18 protein-coding genes and 1 pseudogene are annotated in these 24,543 nt (G+C 49.8%); 7 read left to right on the forward strand and 12 right to left on the reverse strand.

What is annotated here, in order from left to right; all coding sequences use genetic code 11:
• Positions 1 to 354: 354 nt before the first annotated feature.
• From TW89_RS08030 to TW89_RS08040, 3 genes and pseudogenes are all read right to left on the reverse strand, one after another.
• A complete protein-coding gene (locus TW89_RS08030) occupies positions 355 to 2,046 on the reverse strand; it encodes an ABC transporter ATP-binding protein/permease (RefSeq protein WP_128581099.1) in 1,692 nt (563 codons plus the stop codon).
• A 129-nt stretch (positions 2,047 to 2,175) separates the two neighbouring features.
• Positions 2,176 to 4,382: pseudogene (locus TW89_RS08035) on the reverse strand (TonB-dependent siderophore receptor).
• Positions 4,383 to 4,810: 428 nt separating this feature from the next.
• Positions 4,811 to 7,024 (reverse strand): TonB-dependent siderophore receptor, encoded by a 2,214-nt coding sequence (locus tag TW89_RS08040; RefSeq protein ID WP_128581100.1) that lies wholly within the window; start codon positions 7,022 to 7,024, stop codon positions 4,811 to 4,813.
• Between the two features lie 312 nt (positions 7,025 to 7,336).
• Between TW89_RS08040 and serB the strand changes: the two genes are divergently transcribed.
• A complete protein-coding gene (gene serB, locus TW89_RS08045) occupies positions 7,337 to 8,167 on the forward strand; it encodes a phosphoserine phosphatase SerB (RefSeq protein ID WP_128581101.1) in 831 nt (276 codons plus the stop codon).
• 71 nt (positions 8,168 to 8,238) lie between these two features.
• Here serB and lpxH read toward each other — a convergent pair whose 3' ends face one another.
• From lpxH to rpsT, 6 genes are all read right to left on the reverse strand, one after another.
• Positions 8,239 to 8,949, reverse strand: coding sequence for a UDP-2,3-diacylglucosamine diphosphatase (lpxH, locus tag TW89_RS08050; protein WP_225522197.1), 711 nt, complete (start codon positions 8,947 to 8,949; stop codon positions 8,239 to 8,241).
• 153 nt (positions 8,950 to 9,102) lie between these two features.
• Positions 9,103 to 10,488 carry a PIG-L deacetylase family protein gene (locus tag TW89_RS08055; protein WP_128581103.1) on the reverse strand — a complete coding sequence of 462 codons (1,386 nt, stop codon included), beginning with the start codon at positions 10,486 to 10,488 and terminating at the stop codon, positions 9,103 to 9,105.
• Between the two features lie 239 nt (positions 10,489 to 10,727).
• On the reverse strand, positions 10,728 to 12,536 hold the full coding sequence (aspS, locus tag TW89_RS08060) for an aspartate--tRNA ligase (protein ID WP_070585093.1): 1,809 nt from the start codon (positions 12,534 to 12,536) through the stop codon (positions 10,728 to 10,730).
• Positions 12,537 to 12,602: 66 nt separating this feature from the next.
• Positions 12,603 to 13,304 carry a DUF502 domain-containing protein gene (locus TW89_RS08065; protein WP_128581104.1) on the reverse strand — a complete coding sequence of 234 codons (702 nt, stop codon included), beginning with the start codon at positions 13,302 to 13,304 and terminating at the stop codon, positions 12,603 to 12,605.
• Positions 13,305 to 13,455: 151 nt separating this feature from the next.
• Positions 13,456 to 14,595, reverse strand: a complete 1,140-nt coding sequence (locus tag TW89_RS08070) for a phospholipase A (protein WP_128581105.1) — start codon at positions 14,593 to 14,595, stop codon at positions 13,456 to 13,458.
• Positions 14,596 to 14,764: 169 nt separating this feature from the next.
• Positions 14,765 to 15,028 carry a 30S ribosomal protein S20 gene (gene rpsT, locus TW89_RS08075; protein WP_002212556.1) on the reverse strand — a complete coding sequence of 88 codons (264 nt, stop codon included), beginning with the start codon at positions 15,026 to 15,028 and terminating at the stop codon, positions 14,765 to 14,767.
• A 308-nt stretch (positions 15,029 to 15,336) separates the two neighbouring features.
• Here rpsT and TW89_RS08080 point away from each other — a divergent pair, with 308 nt between their 5' ends.
• Positions 15,337 to 16,479: an extracellular solute-binding protein gene (locus TW89_RS08080; RefSeq protein ID WP_049321971.1), complete on the forward strand. Its 1,143-nt coding sequence runs from the start codon at positions 15,337 to 15,339 to the stop codon at positions 16,477 to 16,479.
• A gap of 74 nt (positions 16,480 to 16,553) precedes the next feature.
• On the opposite strand, the gene TW89_RS08085 is transcribed toward TW89_RS08080, so the two are convergent.
• Positions 16,554 to 16,985, reverse strand: a complete 432-nt coding sequence (locus TW89_RS08085; protein ID WP_003680126.1) for an EamA family transporter — start codon at positions 16,983 to 16,985, stop codon at positions 16,554 to 16,556.
• 178 nt (positions 16,986 to 17,163) lie between these two features.
• On the opposite strand from TW89_RS08085, the gene TW89_RS08095 reads away from it, so the two are divergent.
• The gene (locus TW89_RS08095; protein WP_128581106.1) at positions 17,164 to 18,840 is read left to right on the forward strand and encodes a formate--tetrahydrofolate ligase; all 1,677 of its coding nucleotides are present in this window, start codon (positions 17,164 to 17,166) and stop codon (positions 18,838 to 18,840) included.
• Between the two features lie 65 nt (positions 18,841 to 18,905).
• Here TW89_RS08095 and TW89_RS08100 read toward each other — a convergent pair whose 3' ends face one another.
• Positions 18,906 to 19,835, reverse strand: coding sequence for a glycosyltransferase family 2 protein (locus TW89_RS08100; protein ID WP_128581107.1), 930 nt, complete (start codon positions 19,833 to 19,835; stop codon positions 18,906 to 18,908).
• A 128-nt stretch (positions 19,836 to 19,963) separates the two neighbouring features.
• Positions 19,964 to 21,028, reverse strand: a complete 1,065-nt coding sequence (fba, locus tag TW89_RS08105) for a class II fructose-bisphosphate aldolase (protein ID WP_003686828.1) — start codon at positions 21,026 to 21,028, stop codon at positions 19,964 to 19,966.
• Positions 21,029 to 21,178: 150 nt separating this feature from the next.
• Between fba and TW89_RS08110 the strand changes: the two genes are divergently transcribed.
• The 4 genes from TW89_RS08110 (at position 21,179) to TW89_RS08125 (ending at position 24,543) form a co-directional block, all read left to right on the forward strand.
• Positions 21,179 to 21,607, forward strand: a complete 429-nt coding sequence (locus tag TW89_RS08110; RefSeq protein ID WP_101755982.1) for an acyl-CoA thioesterase — start codon at positions 21,179 to 21,181, stop codon at positions 21,605 to 21,607.
• A gap of 1 nt (position 21,608) precedes the next feature.
• Positions 21,609 to 22,505: a tyrosine recombinase XerC gene (locus tag TW89_RS08115; protein ID WP_128581108.1), complete on the forward strand. Its 897-nt coding sequence runs from the start codon at positions 21,609 to 21,611 to the stop codon at positions 22,503 to 22,505.
• 352 nt (positions 22,506 to 22,857) lie between these two features.
• On the forward strand, positions 22,858 to 23,781 hold the full coding sequence (locus TW89_RS08120; RefSeq protein ID WP_049328853.1) for an energy transducer TonB: 924 nt from the start codon (positions 22,858 to 22,860) through the stop codon (positions 23,779 to 23,781).
• A gap of 102 nt (positions 23,782 to 23,883) precedes the next feature.
• Positions 23,884 to 24,543: a MotA/TolQ/ExbB proton channel family protein gene (locus TW89_RS08125; RefSeq protein WP_049328854.1), complete on the forward strand. Its 660-nt coding sequence runs from the start codon at positions 23,884 to 23,886 to the stop codon at positions 24,541 to 24,543.

The following is a 24,543-nucleotide window of genomic DNA, read 5'->3' on the forward strand; positions in this document are numbered from 1 at the left end:
AAACGGTCGATGTGTTTGGCGATCATGGCTTGTGCGGTTTGCTGGAAGAAGGTGCTCATGAGAAATCCCCTAAATGTCTTGGTGGGAATTTAGGGGATTTTGGGGAATTTTGCAAAGGTCTCGGCCTGAGCGTTTGGGAAACGCAGTTTGCGGTTCGATTTGTCTGTTGATTTGTGGTGGGTGTTTCGTCTTTATCCTATCCATACGAACACAAAATAAAAATGTAAAAAAATGCCCCCGGGTTGGAGGACCGGAGGCAAGTATCCAAGGAGTAGCTCTCATCAATAAGAACTAGTTACTTGGTACTATATCCCTTGTTAGAGTTGAAAGCAAGTACTTTGCACATTTTAACATTTAAATAATTTTTTTATTCAAATTCAGGGAACTATCAAACAGGGCTTGAATCTTGGGTTGGTGGCTGATGCCGATGACTAAAGTATCGGGCAAATGTTGCTTGAGGGTCTGCATCAACATCAGGGCAGATTCGTCATCAAGCTGGTTGGTGGCTTCATCTAGGAACAGGATTTGAGGTTTGTGCAGCAGTGCGCGTGCAAGGCTGAGGCGTTGCTGTTCGCCGCCGGAGAGGATGCCGTGCCATTCGTATGGGGTGTTCAAATCGTTGATCAACGTGTGTAGCCTACCCGTGGAGCTGTTTAGGCCGACTTGTTCCAAAACGGCTTGAATCAAATGGTTGTCTTGGCAGGCCGTATAGGGATAGCTGACGGTTTGACGCAGGGTATCGGTAGGCAGGTAAGGGCGTTGCGGGAAAAACAGGCGGCTGCCTTCGAGTGAAAAACTGCCGTGATAATACGGCCATAAACCGGCAAGCACGCGAAGCAGCGTGGATTTGCCGATGCCGCTTCGTCCTTCAAGCAATACCCATTCCGGAGAACGGGCTTGGAGGTGAATATCAGTAAGCAGGGGGCTGCCGGTTTGGGTGTGGACGGTAAGACCCTGCAACATAACTTTACCGCTTGGGTGCATATCCGTTTGCGCTTCTAGAGCAATGTGTTCTGCTTGTTCTAAGGCCGTCTGAAAACCGGAAAGCCGTTCGATGACTGCCGCCCATTCAATCAGGCGGCGGTATGCGTCAGTAAACCAGCCAAAACTGTCTTGAACGCGGGCAAACGATGTGCGCGTCTGCATCATGTCGCCGAAGGTCATGGTTTTTGCGAGGTACATGGGCAGGGTGGCGAGGATGGGGATGAAGATGCTGATGCGCACATAGGTCGCCCAGAAGGTTTCTTGGCGGAATTCGCAGTTGGTTAGCCGTCGCCAGTTGTCGCGGATGCGGAGGTAACGTTGTTTCAGACGGTCTGTTTCCGCTTCGCCGCCGTTGTAGAAGGCGATTTGTTCGGCATGGTCGCGTACGCGTAAAAGGGCTGCGCGGTAGTCGGCTTCGCGGTGCTGGCGGTCGATATTGAGGTTTTTCAGTTTGCGGCCGACAAGGTGGGCGATGACGGTGCTGAAGATGGAATAAATCAGTGCAACCCAAACAAGGTAGCCGTAAATGGTAATGCTGTATCCGCCGATGTTGAAAGTCTGTACGCCGGACAGCGTCCACAGTACGGCGACAAACGCGCTGAATTTGGCAATATTATTGATGAAGGAGCGAAAGAGGCCGATGCTTTTGTCGGCAAGCAGGTAGATGTCTTCGGCGATACGTTGGTCGGGGTTGTCCGGTTCGCCCGTCAGGCGCAGGCGGTAGTGTTTGTGGCCTTCGAGCCAGTTTTTTTGAAATTGCTCGGTCAGGTGGGTACGCCAGCGGAAGATGAGGCGTTTTTGCAACCAGTCGCCGCAAACGATGCAGCCGATGATCATCGCCATGTAGCCGAGGTATTCGACAATAAGTGCGGGCATGGACGCGCCGTCAAATGCGGCCAGTGCGTCGTAGAAACGTTTGTCCCATGCGGCAATCCAAACGCTGATGGTGATGGAGCAAAGGGTGAAGCCGATGAGTACGGCGAGCATCAGCCATTGGAGGCGGCCGTGCGCCCCCGACCAGAAAGGACGGGCGAGGTAAAAGAATTTTTTGAGTGTTTTCATAATGCTTGTGAATGCGTGCGAATGGCCGTCTGAAAGTGAAATTGTACTTTCAGACGGCCTTTTTATCAGCAATAGTTGGTTTATGCTTTTAAAAAATGAGCGGTCAAACCGTGCTTGCTATGCTGCTATTTACATTTTCCACTTCAGGCTGAACACGGCGTTGCGCGGTTCGCCGTAGAAGTTGCCACTGTTGGCGGCACGGCTGTATTGGTTTTCGTAGTAGCGTTTGTCGGTCAGGTTGTTGACTGCCAGCCCCAGTTGCAGGTTTTTGCTCGGGCGGTATTGGACGTTGGTATTCCAAACCGTGTAGCCGCCTTGCTTGATGGAGCCGTAGGAATTGGCGGTTTTGCTGCTGCTCTTCAAGCCAAGACCGACTGTCCATTTGCCGTCATCCACCGGCAGGACATAGCTGGTGTAGAGGCGGAACATATGCTTCGGCGTATGGCTGCTGAAGTTGTAGCCTTTTTGGCGCGATTCAACATTGCCGGTAACGCTGCTGCGGTTGGTGCTGCGGTTGAAGGTGTAGCCTGCGTAAACTTGCCAACGGTCGCTCAGGCTGCCGGAGATTTCGGCGTCCAAGCCGCGGCTGCTTTGGTTGAGCGGTTCCCAGTAGGCGTGCGGTTTGGCATTGACGCGTTGGTTGTTGTTGTCTTTGTCGGTGCGGTAGAGGGCAACCGAGGTGTTCAGATGGCCTTCGTTCCATTCGCCTTTCCAGCCGAGTTCGTAGTTGCGTCCCATAATCGGAGGCAGCAGGTTGTCGTTGTAGTCGCGGTTCATCGTTTGTTTGAAGATGGACGTGTAGGCGGCGTAAATACTTAGTTTAGGCGTGATATCGTAAGTGATGCCGGCATAAGGAACGAAGCGGTTGCGTTTGAGCGAGTCTGAGGAACCTGCTGCCCCGTCTTTGAGGTCGCGATCCCAATAGAAGTCGCGTTTCCAGCTGGTGTAGCGTCCACCTGCGATGATATGCAGTTTGTCGGTAGGATTGATGCGCGCGCCCAAACCGAAGGCATGGGTAGTATAACGGCCGTCGCCGCCACGGGCTTTGGCTGTGGCAGAATTCCAATCGGGTTTGGCTTTTTCGCTGCCGTTGAAGGCATCTGCGTCATAGGTGCTGCTGTCGTTGAGCCAGCGGTTGCTTGAGTTCACGTTCTCTTTGGAATAGCTGTGCATGAAGAAGAGGTCGTGATTTTGGCCAAAAGCGAAGATGCGGCCGGTCAGGTTGTTTTGGAAAGTGAACTGGCGGTTGCCTGCATCGTAACGGTCGAAGCTGTATGTGGTTCCCAGGCCGTCTGTACCGATGCCGTTACCTGTGCCGCCCAGCGTGTAATATTCTTTTGAACTGGTGTTCTTGCGCCAGTCCAACTTGCTGCTCAGCTTCCAGTTGTCGTTGAAATAATGTTCAAATTCGGTAAAAAGATTGTATTTTTTCAGGTGGGCTTCGTTCCAATCCGCACCCAGATAGCGGCTGCGTTTCCACTCTTTGCCGTTTGCACGCATAGGTAGGCCGTCCGGATCGGGTGTTTCGGTTTGGTTGAGATAGCTCGAGCCCCAAGTAAGTTTGCTGTTGTCGCCGATGTCTTTGTCCATCACGCCATACAGAAGGATGTCGCGGCCGCCGGATTGGTCTTTGAAGGTTTTGTTGCTGCCTACTGAGCCGACAAAGCGTCCGCGCAGGCCGTGCTCTTGGCTTAAGGTACCGGATGCATCAAAGACGCTGTTTACTTTGCCCCATGAGTTTGCCATCAAATCGGCGGAAAGCTGGCGTTTTGCAGTCGGCTTTTTGCGGACGGCGTTTACCGTGCCACCGGGTTCGTTGTTTGCCTGTGTCAAACCTGCCGCACCGCGCACCACTTCAATGTGGTCGTACATTGCCATATCGGTTGCACTGGTCGGGTCGCCGGCCGGGCCGCCTAAGCCGAATCCACCGGGTGAGCCGAGTTGAGTGGCAATACCGTCTTCTTCAAATTGTTCGATAAAATAGCCGCGCGACATGAAATGCGTGCGTCCGCCGCTTTTGAAAACATTGATGCCTGTAGCGTTTTGCAACGCACCTTCTAAGTCGGTGATGCTTTGGTCTTCAATTTGTTTTTAGTAATGATGCTGACGGATTGGGGGATTTCCCGCGGAGAGAGGACCAGCCCTGTGGTTGAGCGCAGGGCGGATACTGTGTAGCTGTTTTGACTTTCAGTGCGCAGGCTTTTGTTTTTACCCACTACGGTAACTTGTTCCACTTCAGCCTGTTGTACCTCTTCGGCAGCTTGTGCGGCTTGGGGCAATGCGGCAAGGCAGAGAGCAAGTGTGCTCAGTTTGAATAGTTTCTCAGAATGATGCATTTGATGAGGTCCTTGATAAAGAAAGATCTGTTTGTTTTTAAATATTGGCGGCAATATCTGTTTAAATTGAGCAGTTATTTTTTATAATCCGTTTTGTTTTAAAAATTAAATTTAAATCTCCGAATCATTTTATTTGATTCAATTTTGATTTTGCCAAACCATCGGGTCAAAAAAAGGTTGCCGCCGGAAAGGGAGCCGTTGGCAACGAATGGAGGTGGTAATGCAATGAAAGCTAGATATAAGGGGTAGTACCAAACTAGCTATAAAGAACTATATCGAAACTGTAAGAAAAAGCAACAGGAATTTTTTTCGGTTGAGAAAATTTTTTAGACTGTTTGCTTTATATCAAGATTTAAAAAAGTTTGATTGGAAAAGGCCGTCTGAAAATGGAAAGAATCGGTTTCAGACGGCCTTTGAATCAAGCGGGGTTAGAACTTGTAATCGACTTTGAACATGACGTTGCGCGGTTGGCCATAGTAGTTGTTCGCGCCTTTGCTGCTGACTTTGTTGTTCTCGTAGTAGTAATGGTTGAACAGGTTGGTCGAAATCAGTGCAAGTTTCAGGTTTTTCGATGCCTGATAATCAATGTTGGCATTGAATACCGCATGACCGCCGCGCTTCACGCCGTAGAGGCTGGCGGTTTTGCTTTGTGCGGTTACGCCGCCGCCGATGGTCCATTTTTTGCCGTCAAACGGCAGGTTGTAGCTGGTGTGGAGGCGCAGCATGTGTTTTGGCGTGTGCAGGCTGAAATTAGTGCCTGCGGGGACGGTGCCTTTGCTTTCCGCTTCAAGATATTTGGACCGGTTGAACGTATAACCTGCAAACAGTTTCCAATCTTCGCTCAGGTTGCCGGATATTTCGGCTTCGATGCCGCGGCTGCGGACTTTGCCGACGGGTTCCCAATACCATTTTTGGTCTGCCGTATCCCAAACCTGCACCGCGCGGTTTTTCTGTTCAATGTCAAACAGAGCAAGCGAGGTATTTAGCTTGCGGTCAAACCATTCTCCCTTCCAGCCGATTTCGTAGTTCGCGCCGGTAACTGGGTCGAGATAGGATTTGTCTTTGCGCTGATTGCTGTTCGGTTTGAAGATGGATGTGTAGCTGGCATACAGGCTTTGGTTCGGCGTCAAATCGTAGGTAACGGCGAAATAGGGATTGAAACGGACGGTTTTGCGGTCGGTAACCGAATCAGGATCGTTGTCTATCTTGCCGCCCGTGTAGAAATAGTCGGTTATATATTTCGATTTGATGTGGTTCCAGCGCGTACCTGCCATGATGTGCAGTTTTTCTTTCAACATATTGAAACGGAAGCCCAAAAGCAGCGCGTGGGTGGTGCGTTTGGAATGGGTTTCCCAATACATCTGATAAGGTGTGGCGTACCAGTCGGCGGGTTCGGCGATTTCGTTACCGGTAAAGGTCATCGGGTCGAAGGAAACGCCCGGGTTGTATTGACGGCGGCTGCCGTTGTTTTTGGTGTGCGTGTAAGTGTATTCGGTAAAGATTTCCTGCGGCACGCCTATAATTTCAAATTTGCCGTTCAAATTATTTTTGAAAGTCAGTTGTTTTTCATCATTGTCGTAACGGCTCAACCAGCCAGAGGCTAATGCGCCGCCGGGCGTGTAGCCTGCGTAGGACGTGGACGTATTGTAAATGCCGCTGTTTTTCTTGATATTTTCGTTGTAGTTGTAATCCAGCTTGCCGGTATAACGCCAGTTGTCGTTGAAATAGTGTTCTACTTCGGCGAATGCGTTCGCTTTGTCGTAAATGCCTTTGTTCCAGTTGTAGCCCAAATAGGTATCGCGCGGCAGGTTCAATGCCACGCCCCAGTCGTCGGGCTTGGTGTGTTTGCGTTGATAGAGGCCGCCCCAAGTGATTTTGGTGTTGTCGCCGACGGATGCGTCCATCACGCCGTAAAGCGTGGCATTGCCGCCTTTGACACGGTCTTTGAAATTTTTGTCGTGTTCCAATGCGACGACGGCGCGGCCGCGCAAAGTGCCTTCATCGTTCAGACGACCTGAAAAGTCTCCCGTGGTGCGGACTTTACCGAAGCGGTCGATTTGGACTTCGCCCTGAATAATGCGTTCGCCGGTGGGGCGTTTGCGTACGGCGTTCACCGTACCACCCGGCTCGCCGTTTGCCTGCGTCAGCCCGGTCGCCCCGCGCACGACTTCGATATGGTCGTAAACGGCGATGTCGTTCATGCTTTGCGCGTCATACATCGGATTGTTGATGGCGCCGGGGACGGTAGATGAGATTCCGTCCTCTTCGATTTGGTCGATATAGAACCCGCGCGATTGGAAGCGCGGAATGCCGGCATCACGGATGACGTTTACGCCGGTGGTGGTTTTCAGGGCATCAACCAAGTTGGTAATCCCCTGCTCATTGATTTGTGTCTTGGTAATCACGCTTACCGACTGCGGCGTTTCTTTCGGAGACAAGGCAAGCCCGGTGGTGGTACGCATGGCTGAAGTTGTGTAGGAGTCGCGGTTTTCGGTGCGGGTGGAACGGTTTTTGCCGGTTACATTGACGGTTTGTAGCTCGGCAGTTTGTTCGGGTTGGGGCGTTACAGTGTTTTCTGCTAAGGCTGCATAAGGCAGAGTGGCAATAATGAGTGCTAATGTTTTAAGGGTTGGGGCGTTCATGAACGTCTTTCTATAATTGAAATTTAATCGAACAAAAATAAGAATAATTATATTTTACGATAATTTTGTTGTTTTGTAATTTAAGAACAAGGTTTTGAGGGTTTTTAGCGGATTTATGTTGTTTTTATGGTTTTTGAAGGTGTTTTTGAAATTAAACTAGCTAAGGGAATCAAGTGACAGGCCGTCTGAAAATTTTCGGGGTTGTTCGGCTATAATGCTGTTTTGGTTTTTTTAAGGCCTTTGCAAAAATACGGTTTTGTTGTTTTAAGCTGAATGTGGGTTGTAAGGGTTTTGGGGTATGAGGAGAATGAGATGAAGAAAGTTTTGGTGTTGCAACATGGGGATTTGGGCGCGTGCGACTGGTCTGCGTTTGGCGGTTTGGTGTCTGCGCCATCAGGGAAGTCGGTGTTGCGTGTGCCGGTTGATGATGATTTTGAATTGACGGACGAGATGCGTGCGGCATTGATTGCGCAGCAGATAGATGGCGCGGTGTTACCGGATGTGGCTTTTGCTGATTTGGGACTGATTGTCAGCGATATGGATTCGACGCTGATTACGATTGAGTGTGTGGATGAGATTGCGGCCGGTGTCGGGCTGAAGGATGAGGTGGCAGCGATTACGGAGCAGTCGATGCGCGGCGAGCTGGACTTTGAGCAGTCTTTGCGTAAGCGTGTGGCTTTGCTGGCCGGTTTGGACGAGTGCGTGTTGGAAGAGGTGTACGAGAATGTGTTGCAGCTGTCGTCGGGCGCGGAATTTTTGTTGGAAGAGTGCAAACGGCATGATGTGAAGTTTATGCTGGTGTCGGGCGGGTTCACGTTCTTTACGGAACGTCTGCAACGGCGTTTGGGCTTGGATTTCCATTTTGCGAATGTGTTGGAAGTGGAAAACGGCAAGCTGACAGGCCGTCTGAAAGGACGGATTATCGATGCGCAGGCTAAGACGGATTTATTGCGTGAATACCGTGAGCGACTGGGTTTGGCTCCGTGGCAGGTGGTGGCGATGGGTGATGGTGCGAACGATATTCCGATGATATTGGAAGCCGGGTTTGGCATTGCTTATCGGGCGAAACCGAAAACTGAAGCGAATGCGGATGCGTGTGTGCACTTTGGTGGTTTGGAGCGGATACGCGGTTGGTTTGCGTAAACCGTTTGAGGATGTTTGTCAGTCAGACTGTCTGAACAATCGGGAAACCGGTTTTCAGACGGCCTGATGTTTTATAAGGCGATAAAACGGTAGCCTTCGGCATCGACTTCGAGAATGGAGGCGTAATTGTTGCGCCAGTCGCCGAGTACGATGCGGGTGTAATCGGCGTTGCGGTGGATGTTTTCGCGATGGGTATGGCCGTGGATGAGTAGGGGCGTGTGGAAGCGTTGGACGGTTTCGTGGGTAAAGGCCGGATTGACGTCCATGATGTCGGCAGTTTTGTGCTGTTTGTCCTCTTTGCTCTGCTTGCGGATTTTGGTGGCGATGTTCAGTCGGAGTGTGAGCGGCAGGAGCAGGAACAGGCGTTGCAGCCATTTTTGATGGACGGTACGGCGGAATTTTTGATAAGAATGGTCGTCGGTGCAGAGTGTGTCACCGTGACAGAGTAGGGTGGGTGTGCCGAACAGGTCGATAACGGCGTACTCGGGCAGTAAGGTCATGCCGGTATCGCGGGCGAAGGTTTTGCCGATGAGGAAATCGCGGTTGCCATGGATGAAATAACAATCAATGCCGCGCTCGGTCAGGCTGCGGATGGTCTGTTTGATGGTTTGAACCAAAGGGCTGTTTTCGTCATCGCCGATCCAAAAATCGAAAAGGTCGCCAAGAATGTATACGGCTTGGGCGTGGACGGCTTTTTCTTGCATAAATTTTTGGAAGAGTGCGGTCAGTTGAGGATGGGATTCGCTCAGGTGCAAATCGGCGATGAAGTAAATTGGCATGATGATGTGGGGTGTATGGGAAGGGTTTTATTATAACTTGGGTTGTCGCGTTTGGATTTGGGCTTGGTGTTTTTCGTTTGTAATGCGGTGATTTTATTGTTTTGATTTGGTGTGATAAAGGCCGTCTGAAACATCTTTTCAGACGGCCTTTGTGGTTTATTGGGCTTTGCCCTGATAAGTGATTTGTTTTAGTGTATCTTCTTGGTACAAGTCGCTGATGGGGACGGTATAGAAGAATTCGTTGCTACGAACAAAGCGGTTGACCAAGTCTTTGTCGAGATGGAGGACGTGGTGTCGCAGTTTATTTAAGCCTTTGAATATCATGGTGCTCCAACGCATATAGCCGTCTGAATTGGGACGGATGTCGTTCATGGCATCAAGGGCGAGAAGTTTGCGGTTTTGCTCTTCTTTATCCAAAGGATGGGAATAGATGCTTTGGAAGTAAAACGGTTGCTCGGAGGATGGCGGCAGGCTGAGGGAAGACCCTACTTTACCGATAGGAAAGTCGTCGCTCAGATAATGTATGGTGTGCAAAAACAGATTGCCGCGGCGGTAATCGATTTTGCGTAGGGCTTCGATAGCGGCCAGCGTTGTGTGTTGGTGGTCGGGATGCGTGTCAATATTGGGGGAAGGCGACACGATAATGTCCGGCTGGAATGTTTCTATCAGGTAGCCGAGATTGTCTACCAAGCTGTTCCAAGTCGAGCCGGGTTTGAGGTGTTTCGCCAATGGGGAGGTATTGGCACTGCGGAAAATATCTACATCGGTCGTATCGATTTTGGTCGATTTAATCTCTTTTTCCGGATTTTGGCGCATGGCGGTCAATGTGCTGTCGAAGTAGCCCAGTTGCAGGATGTTTTCAGACGGCACGCCGGCCAAAAGGGGAACGGTCAGGCTGTTCCAAACGCGCATTCTGCCTTTTTGCAGATATTGTGCCTGAGTATCGCAGTCGCACGTGCTGTAAAGATTGCCATAGTGGAAGCTGCCGCCTTCGCTGGCGGTTAAAGTACAGATCATTGAATTGGCAGCGTGTTTTTCGTACAAACCGTATGCGCTGAGTTCGGCATCGTCAGCATGAGGCGCGAGGACAAGGATTTTTTTGCCGTCTAGGTTTTCACGCGGATAAACGGAGAGTTCGATTTCTTGATCGGGCAAGGACAGGTATTTGCCTTCCAAGCGGATGGTTTTATTGCTGTCGGAGAAGGTGTCACTCAGATTGATATAGCGCACGCCTTTTGCGCCGTATTCGAAATATTGCTTCCATTTGCCTTTGGATGAAATGGTTTCGATAAAAGGCAAGAACAGTAGTCCCATCCAGTTGGACTTGATACGGATTTTGGCAATGATGGTATCCCGTCCGCTGACAGTGGCGGGCAAGGTTAGGCTGCCGCCTTTGAGGGTTGCATGCGCGGTAGAAGGGAGGGAGAGATAGTTATAGTCTTGGTGTGTGTTATAGGCAAACTGTTTTTTATGAATAATTGAAGTAATAATAAACAACAAAATAAAAAAAGTCAGTATCAGCCCCGTCAGTATCAGAAACATTGTTTGGTTCCTTTATTGTTGTAACAGTCATGATAGTGCTTGTGGAGCTTATTTGTTTGTTTTTCTTACAAACGGTTGTTTTTTATACTCTAACGTCATTAAAGTGAACATTTAAAATAAAACAGTTTGCGGGTTGATTATATATAAACGACCAAAATGTAGAAAGGCCGTCTGAAAAATTTGAAAGAAATTTCAAAAATTTCAGACGGCCTTGATATTTTAAAGGTTAAGCCGGTAAATTATGCTTCTTTTGTTTCAACTGCTTTCTGACGCAGACGTAGGCTTAACTCGCGAAGTTGTTTGTCGTCGACCACATTAGGTGCATTGGTCAGCAGACATTGTGCACGTTGTGTTTTCGGGAAGGCAATTACGTCGCGGATAGATTCGGCACCGGTCATCAGGGTAACCAGACGGTCGAGACCGAATGCAAGGCCGCCGTGAGGAGGTGCACCGAATTTCAGGTTGTCCAAGAGGAAGCCGAATTTCTCTTGTTGCTCTTCAGGGCTGATTTTCAGCGCGGCAAACACTTTCTCTTGTACGTCTGCACGGTGGATACGGATGGAGCCGCCGCCGATTTCCCAGCCGTTCAATACCATGTCGTAGGCACGGGCCAGGCAGTTTGCAGGGTCGGAAACCATTAGGTCTTCATGACCTTCTTTAGGCGCGGTAAACGGATGGTGTACAGCAACGTAGCGGTCGGCTTCTTCGTCGTATTCGAACATTGGGAAATCGACAACCCACAAAGGTTTCCATTCGTCTACGAAGTAGCCGTTGTCTTTGCCGTGTTCCAAGCCGACTTTGATACGCAGCGCGCCGATGGCTTCGTTCACGACTTTGGTTTTGTCCGCACCGAAGAAGATGATGTCGCCGTTTTGTGCGCCGGTACGCTCGATGATTTCTTTCAGGGCGTTTTCAGACAGGAATTTGACGATTGGAGATTGCAGGCCGCTGTCTTCGCCGTTGGAGAGGTTGCTGATATCGTTTACTTTGATGTATGCCAGACCTTTTGCGCCGTAGATGCCGACAAATTTAGTGTATTCGTCGATTTCTTTGCGGCTGAATTTCGCGCCGTTAGGCACGCGCAGAGCGACTACGCGGCCGCCTTTCATGTCGGCTGCACCACGGAAGACTTTGAATTCTTCGGTCTTCATTAGGTCGGTCAACTCGGTAAATTTCAAGTTGATGCGCATGTCCGGTTTGTCAGAGCCGTAGTAGAACATGGCTTCAGAGTAAGGCATGCGTGGGAAGTCGCCCAAATCTACGTTCAAAGCATCTTTGAAGACTTGTTTGGCCATGCCTTCGGTGATGTCCATGATTTCATCCTCGTTCAAGAACGAGGTTTCCAAGTCGATTTGGGTAAATTCAGGTTGACGGTCGGCACGCAAATCTTCGTCACGGAAACATTTGGTGATTTGGTAGTAACGGTCGAAACCGGCAACCATCAGCAATTGTTTGAACAATTGCGGAGATTGAGGCAGAGCGAAGAATTCGCCCGGATGAACGCGGCTTGGTACGAGGTAGTCGCGCGCGCCTTCTGGAGTAGAGCGGGTCAGCATCGGTGTTTCGATGTCGATGAAGCCTTGCGCGTCCAAGTAGCGGCGAACGCCCATGGCCACTTGGTAACGCAGGCGCAGGTTGCGTTGCATGGCAGGACGGCGCAAGTCGATAACGCGGTTGGTCAGGCGAACGTTTTCGCTGATGTTTTCATCGTCGATTTGGAACGGAGGCGTAGCGGCAGCGTTCAAGACTTCGATTTCTTTGGCAAGGATTTCGATTTTGCCGGAAATCATTTTGTCGTTGGTTGTACCTTCAGGACGGTTGCGTACGCGGCCGGTAATGCTCAAAACGTATTCGTTGCGGGAAGAGTCGGCAGCGGCAAATGCTTCCGGAGTATCAGGGTCGATAACGACTTGAACGATGCCTTCGCGGTCGCGCAGGTCGATAAAAATCACACCGCCGTGGTCACGTCGGCGGTGTACCCAGCCTTTGACGGTAACGGTTTGGTCTAAGTATTGCTCGCTGATAAGGCCGCAATAGTTGGTACGCATAAAATCACCTTTTTATATTGTTCAATTTGAAAAAGAAGGAAAGGCCGTCTGAAAAAAAAGAAGACCTTAATTGTTGTGTTCGGTATCACCGTCTTCAGACGGCTTTTGGGCAGGTAGGGCTTTAACTGGTAAGTCGTCCGGCATCACCATGCCCAGTGAAATTACATATTTCAATGCCTGATCCACACTCATGTCCAGCTCGCGAATGTCGCTTTTTTTAACCATGATGTAGTAGCCACCAGTCGGGTTGGGTGTGGTTGGGACGTAAACGGAAATATAGTCGTCATCTTGCGGCAGGCTGCCTTTGAGTTTGTCGGGGATATGGCCGGAAACAAAGGCTATCGTCCAAATGCCTGGTTGCGGAAAGGGAACCAGTACGGGGGTTTTGAACGAGCGGCTGCTGTCGGAGAGCAGGGATTCGGAAACTTTTTTAACGCTGGAGTAGATGGATTTGACGACGGGAATGCGTCCTAAAAGGCTGTCCCATGCGCCGAGAATCCGTCTGCCCAATACGTTGGCGGCGAATACACCGGTAACGAACAAGACGACTGTGGCGGCGACGATGCCCAAGCCGGGAATGTTGAACCCCCAGAAATGCTGGGGCTGCCAGCTTTCCGGTAATAGGTTGATCAGTTTGTCGGCGGCGGAGATGATATAGCTCATCGCCCAGATGGTTACGGCAATCGGCAACCAAACCAGCACGCCTGTAATTAGGTATTTCTTTAAAGCCTTGGCGATTTTTCCGCTTTCGGCTGCGGCTTCTGTCATCTTTGTTTCATTCCGGCAAGTTTTGCCCAAACTTTGCATTATACGCGTTTGGACGCTAGGAAACGAGTATTTTAAACGAATGGCTTGTTTTGTTTTATTGTTTCAGACGGCAGTCTTGATTGCAAAGGCCGTCTGAAACAATATGAGGGAATCAGATACCGTCCCAGTCGTTGAACATCAGGCCGAAGCCGATGCCGTTTTGTTTGTGGTTGTAGTCAATCAGGCTTTCGCCGTAGCCATGGAAGCCGCGGACAACGCCTTTGAGTTTGCCTTTGATGGGGAAAGTATAGGCCGCTTCAACGGCACCGCGTCCGCTTTTCGGGTTGTAACGCAGGACGGAATAAACATTTTGTTTGTCATTGAGGCGGTATTGGACTTTCAAGTCGCCGTAGCCCATGTATTTGTTAATGTCCGGATTGTCATCGTCATCCCCTTTTTGGTCGAAGGCGCGCATCCAAACTCTAGGAATGACGGTCAGCTTGCCCCATTCCATGCCGGCCATGGCGTAAACCCGATTCCATGAGCGTGATTCGGGGCGGCTTTGACCGTTGGACTGGTGAACAAAACCTGCGCCGACCATGCGCAGTTTGCCGCCGAAAGGCAGGTCTGCTTTAACGGGTTGGGTAATGAAGATTTCGGGCTCGTAGTCGGTATTGCGGAACGGAGCGGATTTACGGCCTTGATTGAAGATTTGCCAGTCGGATTTTTGGGTGTAGCCAAACCATACGTCGGCACGGGTTTTGAATAAATCTTCGGCAATCTTGCTTTTGAAGGAAACCTGCATTTTAGTTTCAAGGCGTTTTTGCTCGCTGAATTTTTCCTGTGTGGTTACGCCGCGGCTGGGGGATTTCGGGTGGTAGTTGGGGCTGCTGTTGTACCAAACGGGCATGAGGTACATAGGATTGTGCTCGCGTACGCTTAACAGGCCGCGCGTGTCGTTTTTATCCAAATCGTACATCAGACTTAAAGGCGTGTAGCTGTCGGCAGTTTCGCTTAATACGTCGTCTGAAATATTCGGATGGGTAGGGTTGTCGAATACGATGGCCGCTTCTTTTTTCTCAATGCTCTTGCGCACGCTTTTTTCGAGGTCAACCGGTGTTTTGGCAGTTTCAGTTTGCGTTTGCGGCAGTGGGGATTGCGGAGGGAGTTGCGCCGAGTAGATGTTGTCGTAACACGCCAAACGGGTGGCGTTGTCTTGAATGGTGGTGCAGTGTAGGGCGGTATCGGCGGCAGCCAGTGGGGCGGCGGCAATGAATCCGATACTTAGGGAATGTTTCAACATCTTGTTCATGAGAGTTTCCGTTGTTTTTCAGACGGCCTGATGAAAGGGTAAATGGTTTTATTTAGTCGGTTTGGGCTGTGAATACGGCAATGCCCCTGAAAGGCAGGACCTCAGGGGCATCGTATCAGCTCGATTCATCCTGTTTTGATTGTCAGGATTTCCAGCATCTGCGTCAGTATTAAGCCAAAGCTTTTACTTTAGCAGACAGACGGCTTTTGTGACGGGCTGCTTTGTTTTTGTGGAATACGCCTTTGTCAGCGATACGGTCGATGACTTTAACGGATTCTTGGTAAACTGCTTGAGCAGCAGCTTTGTCGCCGGCTTCAACTGCTTTCAACACTTTTTTCACAGCGGTACGGAATGCAGTACGCAGGCTGGCGTTGTGGGCGCGTTGTTTAACCGACTGGCGGGCACGTTTGCGGGCTTGTGCGCTGTTTGCCATATTGAATATCTCCTGAAAAATAAATTCTGTAAACGCGCAATTTTAAAGACAGATTTCCTTATATGCAAGCTTTTTCTCTATAAACGCGCGCAAATCAGCCGTATTTTGCCCAAAAACGACAGCCGGTGCAACGCTTTTGGGAAAAAGATGATGTTGCTTTGTCTTATTTCAATAAAAATCAGATGGATATTGCTTTTCGTTTGCTTACGTTTCCATTACAATAGCCTAACTCTGCGCCGGGGTGTTTATGGGGTGCAGGGTTTCTTATTTATTGACATTAACCACTCTTTCATCAGGAATCTGCCCGTATGAAAAAATCTGTATTAGCCGTATTGGCCGCATTGTCTTTGGCCGCGTGCGGCGGTGGCGAGAAAAAAGCCGAGCAACCTCAAGCAGGCAGCGCGCCTGCTGCCAATGCCGAGGCAGCCGCTACCGATACTTTGAATATCTACAACTGGTCAAACTACGTTGATGAAAGTACAGTCGAAGACTTCAAAAAAGCCAACAATTTGAAGCTGACTTACGATTTGTATGAAAACAACGAAACGCTGGAAGCCAAAATGCTGACCGGCAAATCCGGCTATGACTTGGTTGTGCCCGGTATTGCCTTCCTGCCGCGTCAAATTGAGGCAGGTGCATACCAAAAAATCAATAAGGATCTGATTCCGAACTACAAAAACATCGACCCTGAATTGCTGAAGATGTTGGAAACCGCCGACCCGGGCAATCAATACGCCGTTCCATACTTCTCAGGTGTGAATACGATTGCGATTACGGCGAAGGGCAAGGAGCTTTTGGGCGGAAAATTGCCTGAAAACGGCTGGGATTTGCTGTTCAAACCTGAATACACCAATAAGCTGAAATCTTGCGGCATCGCTTTGTGGGATACCCCGAGTGAAATGTTCCCAATCTTGTTGAACTACTTGGGTAAAGATCCTAAAGGCTCGAATCCTGAAGATTTGAAAGCGGCGGCGGAAGTGTTGAAGTCTATCCGTCCTGACGTGAAACGTTTCAGCCCTTCCATCATTGACGAATTGGCGCGCGGCGATATCTGCTTGGCGGCAGGTAACGGCGGCGATTTGAACTTGGCCAAAGCGCGTTCCGAAGAAGTGAAAAACAACGTCGGCATTGAAGTGCTGACGCCGAAAGGCATGGGCTTCTGGATTGAATCTTGGCTGATTCCGGCAGATGCGAAAAACATCGTCAATGCCCACAAATACATCAACTACACGCTTGATCCCGAAGTGGCTGCGAAAAACGGTATTGCCGTAACCTTCGCACCGGCCAGCAAACCTGCACGCGAAAAAATGCCTGCCGAGCTGGTGAACACACGTTCTATTTTCCCGAACGAGCAAGACATGAAAGACGGTTTCGTCATGCCTCAAATGAGCGCAGATGCGAAAAAACTGTCTGTCAACTTGTGGCAAAAAATCAAAGTCGGTTCAAATTAATTTTGATCTGATTGTTTGAAGCAAAGCAAAGGCCGTCTGAAATTTTTCAGACGGCCTTTTTGATGTCCCAATCTTTATCGTTTCAAAGCTAAAGTCAACACACCTGCGGTTACTAAGCCTAAGCCTATCCATTCCTGCGTGCTTGGGCGTTCGTCTAAGAAAACGACGGCCATCAGGGCGACCAAGACCAGGCTGAATTTGTCGACGGGCGCGACTTGTGAGGCGTTGCCCAGTTGCAGGGCTTTGAAGTAGGCAAGCCAAGATGCGCCGGTAGCGAGGCCGGATAGGATGAGGAATGTCCAGTTGCGGCCGGTAAAGCCGTTCACGCCCTGCCATTTGCCGGTGTAGGTTAAAAACAATACCAAAGCGGCGAGGATGACCAAGGTGCGGATAAAGGTGGCGAAATCTGAATCTATACCCTGTAAACCCATTTTGGCGAAAATGGCGGTCAATGAGGCGAAGCCTGCCGATGCCAATGCCCAAAACAGCCATGCGTTGCTGCTCATGTTTTATTCCTTTGTTTCAAATTGTTGACAATATGAATCCGCTTGTTGATGAGATATCGAAATTTTCACTGCGGTTTGTCTTTGGAAAACGCTATAATAGAACTAATATTCTTTTTCTTCCAGCCGTCTTTATTATATTGTTTCAGACGGCCTTTCCCTCTCTCAATAAAGGAAAATCATGAGCTTCAAAACCGATGCTGAAATTGCCCAGTCTTCCACCATGCGCCCGATTGGTGAAATTGCCGCCAAGCTGGGTTTGAACGTTGACAACATCGAGCCCTATGGTCATTACAAAGCCAAAATCAATCCTGCCGAGGCATTCAAGCTGCCGCAAAAACAAGGCCGTCTGAAATTGGTTACCGCCATTAATCCGACTCCTGCGGGTGAGGGTAAAACTACTGTAACCATCGGTTTGGCGGATGCATTGCGCCATATCGGTAAAGATTCCGTTATCGCCCTGCGCGAGCCTTCTTTGGGTCCGGTGTTTGGTGTTAAAGGCGGCGCGGCAGGCGGCGGCTATGCCCAAGTTTTGCCGATGGAAGACATCAACCTGCACTTTACCGGCGACTTCCATGCCATCGGCGCGGCGAATAACTTGCTCGCTGCCATGCTCGACAACCATATCTACCAAGGCAACGAGTTGAACATCGATCCAAAACGCGTCCTGTGGCGTCGCGTGGTCGATATGAACGACCGCCAGTTGCGCAACATCATCGACGGTATGGGCAAACCTGTTGACGGCGTGATGCGTCCTGACGGTTTTGACATTACCGTTGCTTCCGAAGTGATGGCGGTATTCTGCCTTGCCAAAGACATCAGCGATTTGAAAGAGCGTTTGGGCAACATCCTTGTCGCCTATGCCAAAGACGGCAGTCCTGTTTATGCCAAAGATTTGAAAGCGAATGGCGCGATGGCGGCATTGCTCAAAGATGCGATTAAGCCTAACTTGGTGCAAACCATCGAAGGCACTCCGGCCTTTGTACACGGCGGCCCGTTCGCCAACATCGCCCACGGCTGTAACTCCGTAACGGCCACCCGTTTGGCGAAACACCTTGCTGATTATGCCGTAACCGAAGCAGGCTTCGGCGCGGATTTGGGTGCGGAAAAATTCTGCGACATCAAATGCCGTCTGGCGGATTTGAAACCTGATGCGGCTGTTGTCGTCGCCACTGTCCGCGCTTTGAAATACAACGGCGGCGTGGAGCGTGTCAACCTCGGCGAAGAAAACCTCGAAGCTTTGGCCAAAGGTCTGCCTAATCTGCTGAAACACATTTCCAACCTGAAAAACGTATTCGGCCTGCCTGTGGTGGTTGCCATCAACTGCTTTGTGTCCGACTCAGATGCCGAGTTGGCCATGATTGAAAAAGCCTGCGCGGAACACGGCGTTGAAGTTTCCCTGACCGAAGTATGGGGCAAAGGCGGCGCGGGTGGTGCAGACTTGGCGCACAAAGTTGTCAACGCCATCGAAAATCAACCGAATAACTTCAATTTTGCCTACGATGTTGAATTGAGTATTAAAGACAAAATCCGTGCGATTGCCCAAAAAGTGTACGGCGCGGAAGATGTCGATTTCAGCGCGGAAGCGTCTGCCGAAATCGCTTCACTGGAAAAACTGGGTTTGGACAAAATGCCGATCTGCATGGCGAAAACCCAATATTCTTTGAGCGACAACGCCAAACTTTTGGGCTGCCCCGAAGGCTTCCGCATTACCGTGCGCGGTATCACTGTTTCCGCAGGCGCAGGTTTCATCGTTGCGTTGTGCGGCAATATGATGAAAATGCCGGGTCTGCCGAAAGTTCCGGCTGCCGAGAAAATTGATGTGGACGCAGAAGGCGTGATTCACGGCTTGTTCTGATTTAGATTGATATTGAAATAGACAAAGGCCGTCTGAAACTTAGGTTTCAGACGGCCTTTTATGATTTAAGTGAATTTTAACTGACTTTTTAAGAAATTGAAGAAATTGTCTATCATGCCGAACATTGTATTGCGGTCTTCGCCAAACAATGAAATGCTGCGGTCTTTGCTGATTCTGTCATAGGCGGCAAAAATGGTTTTCAGCTCTTCAGTGGTCAAGCGCAGTTGCTTTTCGTACAAGATGCGGCTTAAGAGCGTTACTTCCGTCGCGTTCAAATCAGGGAAGAGATGACTGATCCACAACTCCATGGTGTATTGGACGGATCTGTTGATTTTGTCTCTTTTTTTGCTTTCTTGAGTTGTGTGTATCCTGTATGACAGCAAAGGCTCGGGCAGGTTGGCAAAGGTTTTGCCATGTAGGGCGCATTGCACCCACATATGGAAATCGGGCGCGGTCTCTGTCGCAGTGTAGTTTATCCCGAGGTTTTTAATGCTGTCGTGCCGCCACATGGTGGTGGGGTTGAACATGTTTTGGGCGGCAAAGGAGAGAAAGGCTTTGATGTCTTTGTCGAGCAGGGGGAGGTCGCTTAAAACGGGTTCTCTTCCGGTTTGGTCATCAAAAAAGATGGTGGCTTGGCTGCCGACAATATCGATTTCGGGATGGCTGTCTAAAAACTGAATCTGTTTTTCAAAACGATCCAAGGCGCAAATATCGTCCGCGTCCATTCGTGCCACATATTCGACTTCTACGTCTTTGAGCATATCCATGGCAAATTGGCAGGCAAACGGCTCGCCCCTGTTTTCCGGAAGGTGGAAAACCTGCAAACGTGAATCTTTGGCTGCGTAAGCCTCGAGGATTTCGCCGGTTTTGTCTGTTGAAGCATCGTTGATGGCGATGACGAAAAAGTCGCGGAATGTTTGATTCAATACCGAATCCAAGCATTCGGGCAAATAAGCTTCGGCGCAATAGGCCGGCAAAATAACGGCGAGTTTCATGTTTGCTTTCGATGTGTTTTGATGTGTAGTCGGTGGAAGATTTTACTATAAATTTCCCAAAAGCTAAGGCCGTCTGAAAACTTGGCAATAAGGTTTCAGACGGCCTTAGTGTGAATCCGATATACGGATTATTTAACAATTTGGTTCAATTCGCCTTTGGCGTATTTGGTTGCCATTTTTTCCAAAGAAATCGGTTTGATTTTGTCGGCTTGGCCTTCGCAACCGAATGCGAGGTAGCGGTCAAGACAGATTTGTTTCATGGCTTCGACGGTTTTGCTCAAGTATTTGCGCGGGTCGAATTCGGATGGGTTTTCTGCCATGAAGCGGCGGATGGCACCGGTAGAGGCGAGGCGCAAGTCGGTATCGATGTTGACTTTGCGGACACCGTGTTTGATGCCTTCGACGATTTCTTCTACGGGTACGCCGTAGGTTTCACCGATTTTGCCGCCGTGTTCGTTGATGACTTTCAGCCATTCTTGCGGAACGGAGCTGGAGCCGTGCATCACGATGTGGGTGTTCGGCAGAGCTTGGTGGATTTCTTTGATGCGGTCGATACGCAATACATCGCCTGTGGGCGGACGGGTGAATTTGTATGCGCCGTGGCTGGTACCGACGGCAATCGCCAGTGCGTCAACGCCGGTATCTTTAACGAAACGTACGGCATCTTCAACGCTGGTCAGCATTTGGTCGTGGGAAAGTTTGCCCACTGCGCCTACGCCGTCCTCTTCGCCGGCTTCGCCGGTTTCGAGGTTGCCCAATACGCCGATTTCACCTTCAACAGACACGCCGCAAGCGTGGGAGAAGTTAACGACGGTACGGGTGGCGTTGACGTTGTATTCGTAAGAAGAAGGGGTTTTGCCGTCTTCCATCAGCGAGCCGTCCATCATCACGGAGGAGAAGCCTAGTTGGATGGAGCGTTGGCACACATCAGGAGATGCGCCGTGGTCTTGGTGCATTACGACAGGGATATGCGGGAATTCTTCGACTGCGGCCAAAATCAGATGGCGCAGGAATGGGGCACCTGCGTATTTGCGTGCGCCTGCGGATGCTTGAACGATAACGGGGGCGTTGACTTGGTCGGCCGCCTCCATGATGGCGCGCATCTGTTCGAGGTTGTTAACGTTGAATGCGGGCAGACCGTAGCTGTTTTCGGCAGCATGGTCCAACAGTTGGCGCATGGATACGAGTGCCATGAGAAGCTCCTGAAGTAGTGAAGGGTAAATTTATCCGATAAATTATAATGTTTTTTGAAATGAAAAACTACAAGCTGCTACATTGTTTTTATATATTAACGAACAGGGTCTCGGTTTATAATGGTAGAGTATTGAAAACGGGTGTGCAAAATGGATAGGATTTTGGTGGCCAAGTGTGATAAGCCTTTGTTTCAGACGGCCTTGACGGTGCAGGTGGGCGATGTGAACTATGGTGGCCATCTGGCGAACGATGCGGTGTTGCGTTTGTGCCATGAAGTGAGGATGCGTTGGCTGGCGAAGCTGGGTTGGAGTGAAATGGATGCTGGAGGGGCTGGCCTGATTATGGCGGATGCGGCGGTACAGTATTTGGCGCAAGGTCATCATGGCGATGAGTTGTTGATAGAAATGGGGGCTGCAGGCGTGGCCGGTGTGGGCTTTTCTTTGCTGTACCGTATCCGTAGGATTTCAGACGGCCTTGTGCTGGCGAAAGTGCAGACAGGCATGGTGTGTTTCGATTATGGCAAGCAACGAGTTTGCCGTTTGCCTTCGGCCTTGAAAACAGCATTGGAGGCCGTCTGAAATGGCGGTATCAAGCAATTTTGCGCTTCATCTTGAGCGCTATCTGAAAACCTTGCTGCAACAAGGCAAGTCGGAGCATACCGTTTCCGCTTATCGGCGCGATTTGAGTGAATTGATGCGCCTGTTGCCCGATAATCTGGAAAACGGCCTGCCGACGCGCCGTGATTTTGTGGCGGTATTGAAAAAGCTGTCGCAAAAGGGTTTAAGCGAAAGCAGTTTGGCGCGGAAATTGTCGGCGTGGCGGCAGTATTGCAGTTGGCTGGTGCAGATAGAAGTCATGGAAAGCGACCCGACGTTTAATATGAAAGCGCCACGCCTGCCCGAACGCCTGCCCAAAGCGCTACCGCAGGAACCTTTAAACCATATCCTTGACCATGCGCCGGTTGATGACGAGTTGGATGTGCGCGATAAGGCCATGTTTGAATTGATGTATGGCAGCGGTTTGCGCCTGAGCGAGATACAAGGTTTGAATCTGGACGGTATCGTTTTGGACGAAGGTTGGGTCAGTGTGAAGGGTAAAGGGGGCAAGCAGCGGCAAGTGCCTTTGGTGGGCAAGAGCATTGCGGCATTGCGTGATTATCTGGCGGTGCGTATTGCCAAAGAGGGCGAGCAGGCCTTGTTCACTAATAAAAATGGCGGCAGGCTGGGGCAACGTCAAATCCAAAAACGCCTGCAGGCGTGGGCAGTGCGCGTGGGCAGCACCAGCCATATCTCGCCGCACATGATGCGCCACAGCTATGCAACCCATCTTTTGCAGGCATCGGGCGATATCCGTGCTGTGCAGGAATTGTTGGGGCACAGCAACCTTTCCGCTACGCAAGTTTATACAAAGCTGGACTTTGACCATTTGGCGCGCGTTTATGATGAGGCGCACCCAAGGGCGAAACGGAAAAAATGATTTTGTTTGAATCAGGCCGTCTGAAAGAATGTTTTCAGACGGCCTGATGTTTTATGGATAAAAAATACAGATGGTTTGAAACCATTTGAATTTTTATCGGTCTGATGAGGTTTCAATATTGGCCTGATGTGCGGATGGCATAAAGATTGTAAGAGTCGATGGCTTTTTTAATACCATTTATCTTTTCAGATGGCCGCTTGTTTGATAATATTAGTAATGAGAGCTAATATCATATTATGATATCCAGCCTTTAAAACAGCAGGTCTATAAACTTTCTCTATAAGCATTAATGCTTATTTTGACTGTAAAACGACTTGCAAACGGGAATTGTTGCTATTAACATAACGGAATTATGGATAAAAAACGAATTTTAACTCCAGCCGTCGTGACTTCCGTTGCGTTGATTCACGTCGGTTTGGTTGCACTTTTATGGCACGCGCACAAACCGCCTCCTGTCGAAATAGCGAATATTGAATTTGTCGATTTAGGCGATTTCGGCGGTGGCGACGGTAGTCCTGAGGGTGAAGGCGCACCTGCTGCCCCCGAGCCTGCCCCCGAACAACCGAAGCCAAAACCCAAACCTAAGCCTGTCGAGCCGCCCAAACCTGTTATCAAACCTGTGGTAACGAAAAAAGAAAAAGCGGATATCGTACAGCAAAAGGAAAAACCAAAACCTATCGAGAAACCTAAGCCCGAGCCTAAGCCGGAACCCAAACCTGAGCCGAAGCCCGAGCCAAAACCTGAACCAAAACCAGAGCCGAAGGCAGAACCTAAACCATCTCCTAAAGCATCTGAATCCTCAGGCAGCAAAACCGGGCCGAATACTGCTGAAAACGGTAAAGGCAACGGCGAAGGCAAAGCCTTGGGCGGAGAAGGGAAAGGCAACGGCGGCGGTACGAAAGGTACAGGCAGCGGCCGTGGCGAAGGCAGCGGATCCGGCAGCGGTGGTGCGAAAGGCGAACATGGTTCCGGTACCGGTGGCGGAGGTGGTGGTAGCGGTACAGGTGCCGGCAGCAGTAAAGGCAATCCGGCAAAAGGAACCTGCCATATTCCAAGACCTCCGTATCCTTCACTATCCACTGAAAATGGTGAAGAGGGCTTGGTTGTTTTGAAAGTCTTGGTTGGTCCCGGCGGTAAAGTGGATTCAATTAGTGTGAATAAATCAAGTGGTTATAGTCGTCTGGATAATGCAGCGCGTAAAGCCGTTAAAGATGGTAGCTGTCATGCAAGTGTTTGGACTGAATTTAAAGTACCTGTCAAATTCACGCTTGAATAAGTATCTAGGCCTAAGCTGATTGATTAGAAAATATATGCTGTTGGGAAATAATTTTAAATGACCCGATAGAAATTTTAATTTTATTTTTAACTTGGAAAAATTATGGATTTAAGTTTAGTTTTCAAATCAGGTGATGTGGTACTGATTGGTGTATTTGTCCTGATGTTGTTGATGAGTGTGGTGACTTGGAGCGTCATCGTGATCCGCTGCATAAAATACCGCAAAGCGAAAAAAGGCAATGCTCAGGTAAAAGAGTTGATGCTGAATGCGTTTACGCTGGCTGACGCCGTACAAAAAGCCAAAGCGGTAGAAGCACCGATGAGCAATGTTGCCGATGAGTCTCTGCGCGCATACCAAAACTACCGTCAAACGACAAGCAAATCGCTGATTGACGAATTGCCTTTGAACGAATACTTGGTCGTTCATATCCGTAACAGTTTGGCTCAAACCATGCGCCAGTTTGACTACGGTATGACTGCTTTAGCCTCTATCGGCGCAACCGCTCCGTTTATCGGTCTGTTGGGTACTGTTTGGGGTATTTACCATGCCCTGATCGGCATCAGCGAAAGCGGTCAAATGAGCATTGCTGCGGTAGCCGGTCCGATTGGCGAGGCTTTGGTATCGACTGCTGTCGGCCTGTTTGTGGCGATTCCGGCCGTATTGGCGTACAACTTCCTCAATCGCGGTACGAAAACCATCGCGCAAGATATGGACGCATTTGCACATGACCTGCATGTCCGCCTGCTGAACCAAAAGGATTAA

This window comes from Neisseria flavescens (genome assembly GCF_001618065.1).
Lineage (GTDB): Bacteria > Pseudomonadota > Gammaproteobacteria > Burkholderiales > Neisseriaceae > Neisseria > Neisseria flavescens_A.

Bases quoted from the DNA above. Each gene is read 5' to 3' on its own strand.
- TW89_RS08030 (WP_128581099.1), bottom strand. From the start codon at position 2,046: ATGAAAACACTCAAAAAATTCTTTTACCTCGCCCGTCCTTTCTGGTCG.
- TW89_RS08040 (WP_128581100.1), bottom strand. From the start codon at position 7,024: ATGAACGCCCCAACCCTTAAAACATTAGCACTCATTATTGCCACTCTG.
- serB (WP_128581101.1), top strand. From the start codon at position 7,337: ATGAAGAAAGTTTTGGTGTTGCAACATGGGGATTTGGGCGCGTGCGAC.
- TW89_RS08055 (WP_128581103.1), bottom strand. From the start codon at position 10,488: ATGTTTCTGATACTGACGGGGCTGATACTGACTTTTTTTATTTTGTTG.
- aspS (WP_070585093.1), bottom strand. From the start codon at position 12,536: ATGCGTACCAACTATTGCGGCCTTATCAGCGAGCAATACTTAGACCAA.
- TW89_RS08065 (WP_128581104.1), bottom strand. From the start codon at position 13,304: ATGACAGAAGCCGCAGCCGAAAGCGGAAAAATCGCCAAGGCTTTAAAG.
- TW89_RS08070 (WP_128581105.1), bottom strand. From the start codon at position 14,595: ATGAACAAGATGTTGAAACATTCCCTAAGTATCGGATTCATTGCCGCC.
- rpsT (WP_002212556.1), bottom strand. From the start codon at position 15,028: ATGGCAAACAGCGCACAAGCCCGCAAACGTGCCCGCCAGTCGGTTAAA.
- TW89_RS08080 (WP_049321971.1), top strand. From the start codon at position 15,337: ATGAAAAAATCTGTATTAGCCGTATTGGCCGCATTGTCTTTGGCCGCG.
- TW89_RS08085 (WP_003680126.1), bottom strand. From the start codon at position 16,985: ATGAGCAGCAACGCATGGCTGTTTTGGGCATTGGCATCGGCAGGCTTC.
- TW89_RS08095 (WP_128581106.1), top strand. From the start codon at position 17,164: ATGAGCTTCAAAACCGATGCTGAAATTGCCCAGTCTTCCACCATGCGC.
- TW89_RS08100 (WP_128581107.1), bottom strand. From the start codon at position 19,835: ATGAAACTCGCCGTTATTTTGCCGGCCTATTGCGCCGAAGCTTATTTG.
- fba (WP_003686828.1), bottom strand. From the start codon at position 21,028: ATGGCACTCGTATCCATGCGCCAACTGTTGGACCATGCTGCCGAAAAC.
- TW89_RS08110 (WP_101755982.1), top strand. From the start codon at position 21,179: ATGGATAGGATTTTGGTGGCCAAGTGTGATAAGCCTTTGTTTCAGACG.
- TW89_RS08115 (WP_128581108.1), top strand. From the start codon at position 21,609: ATGGCGGTATCAAGCAATTTTGCGCTTCATCTTGAGCGCTATCTGAAA.
- TW89_RS08120 (WP_049328853.1), top strand. From the start codon at position 22,858: ATGGATAAAAAACGAATTTTAACTCCAGCCGTCGTGACTTCCGTTGCG.
- TW89_RS08125 (WP_049328854.1), top strand. From the start codon at position 23,884: ATGGATTTAAGTTTAGTTTTCAAATCAGGTGATGTGGTACTGATTGGT.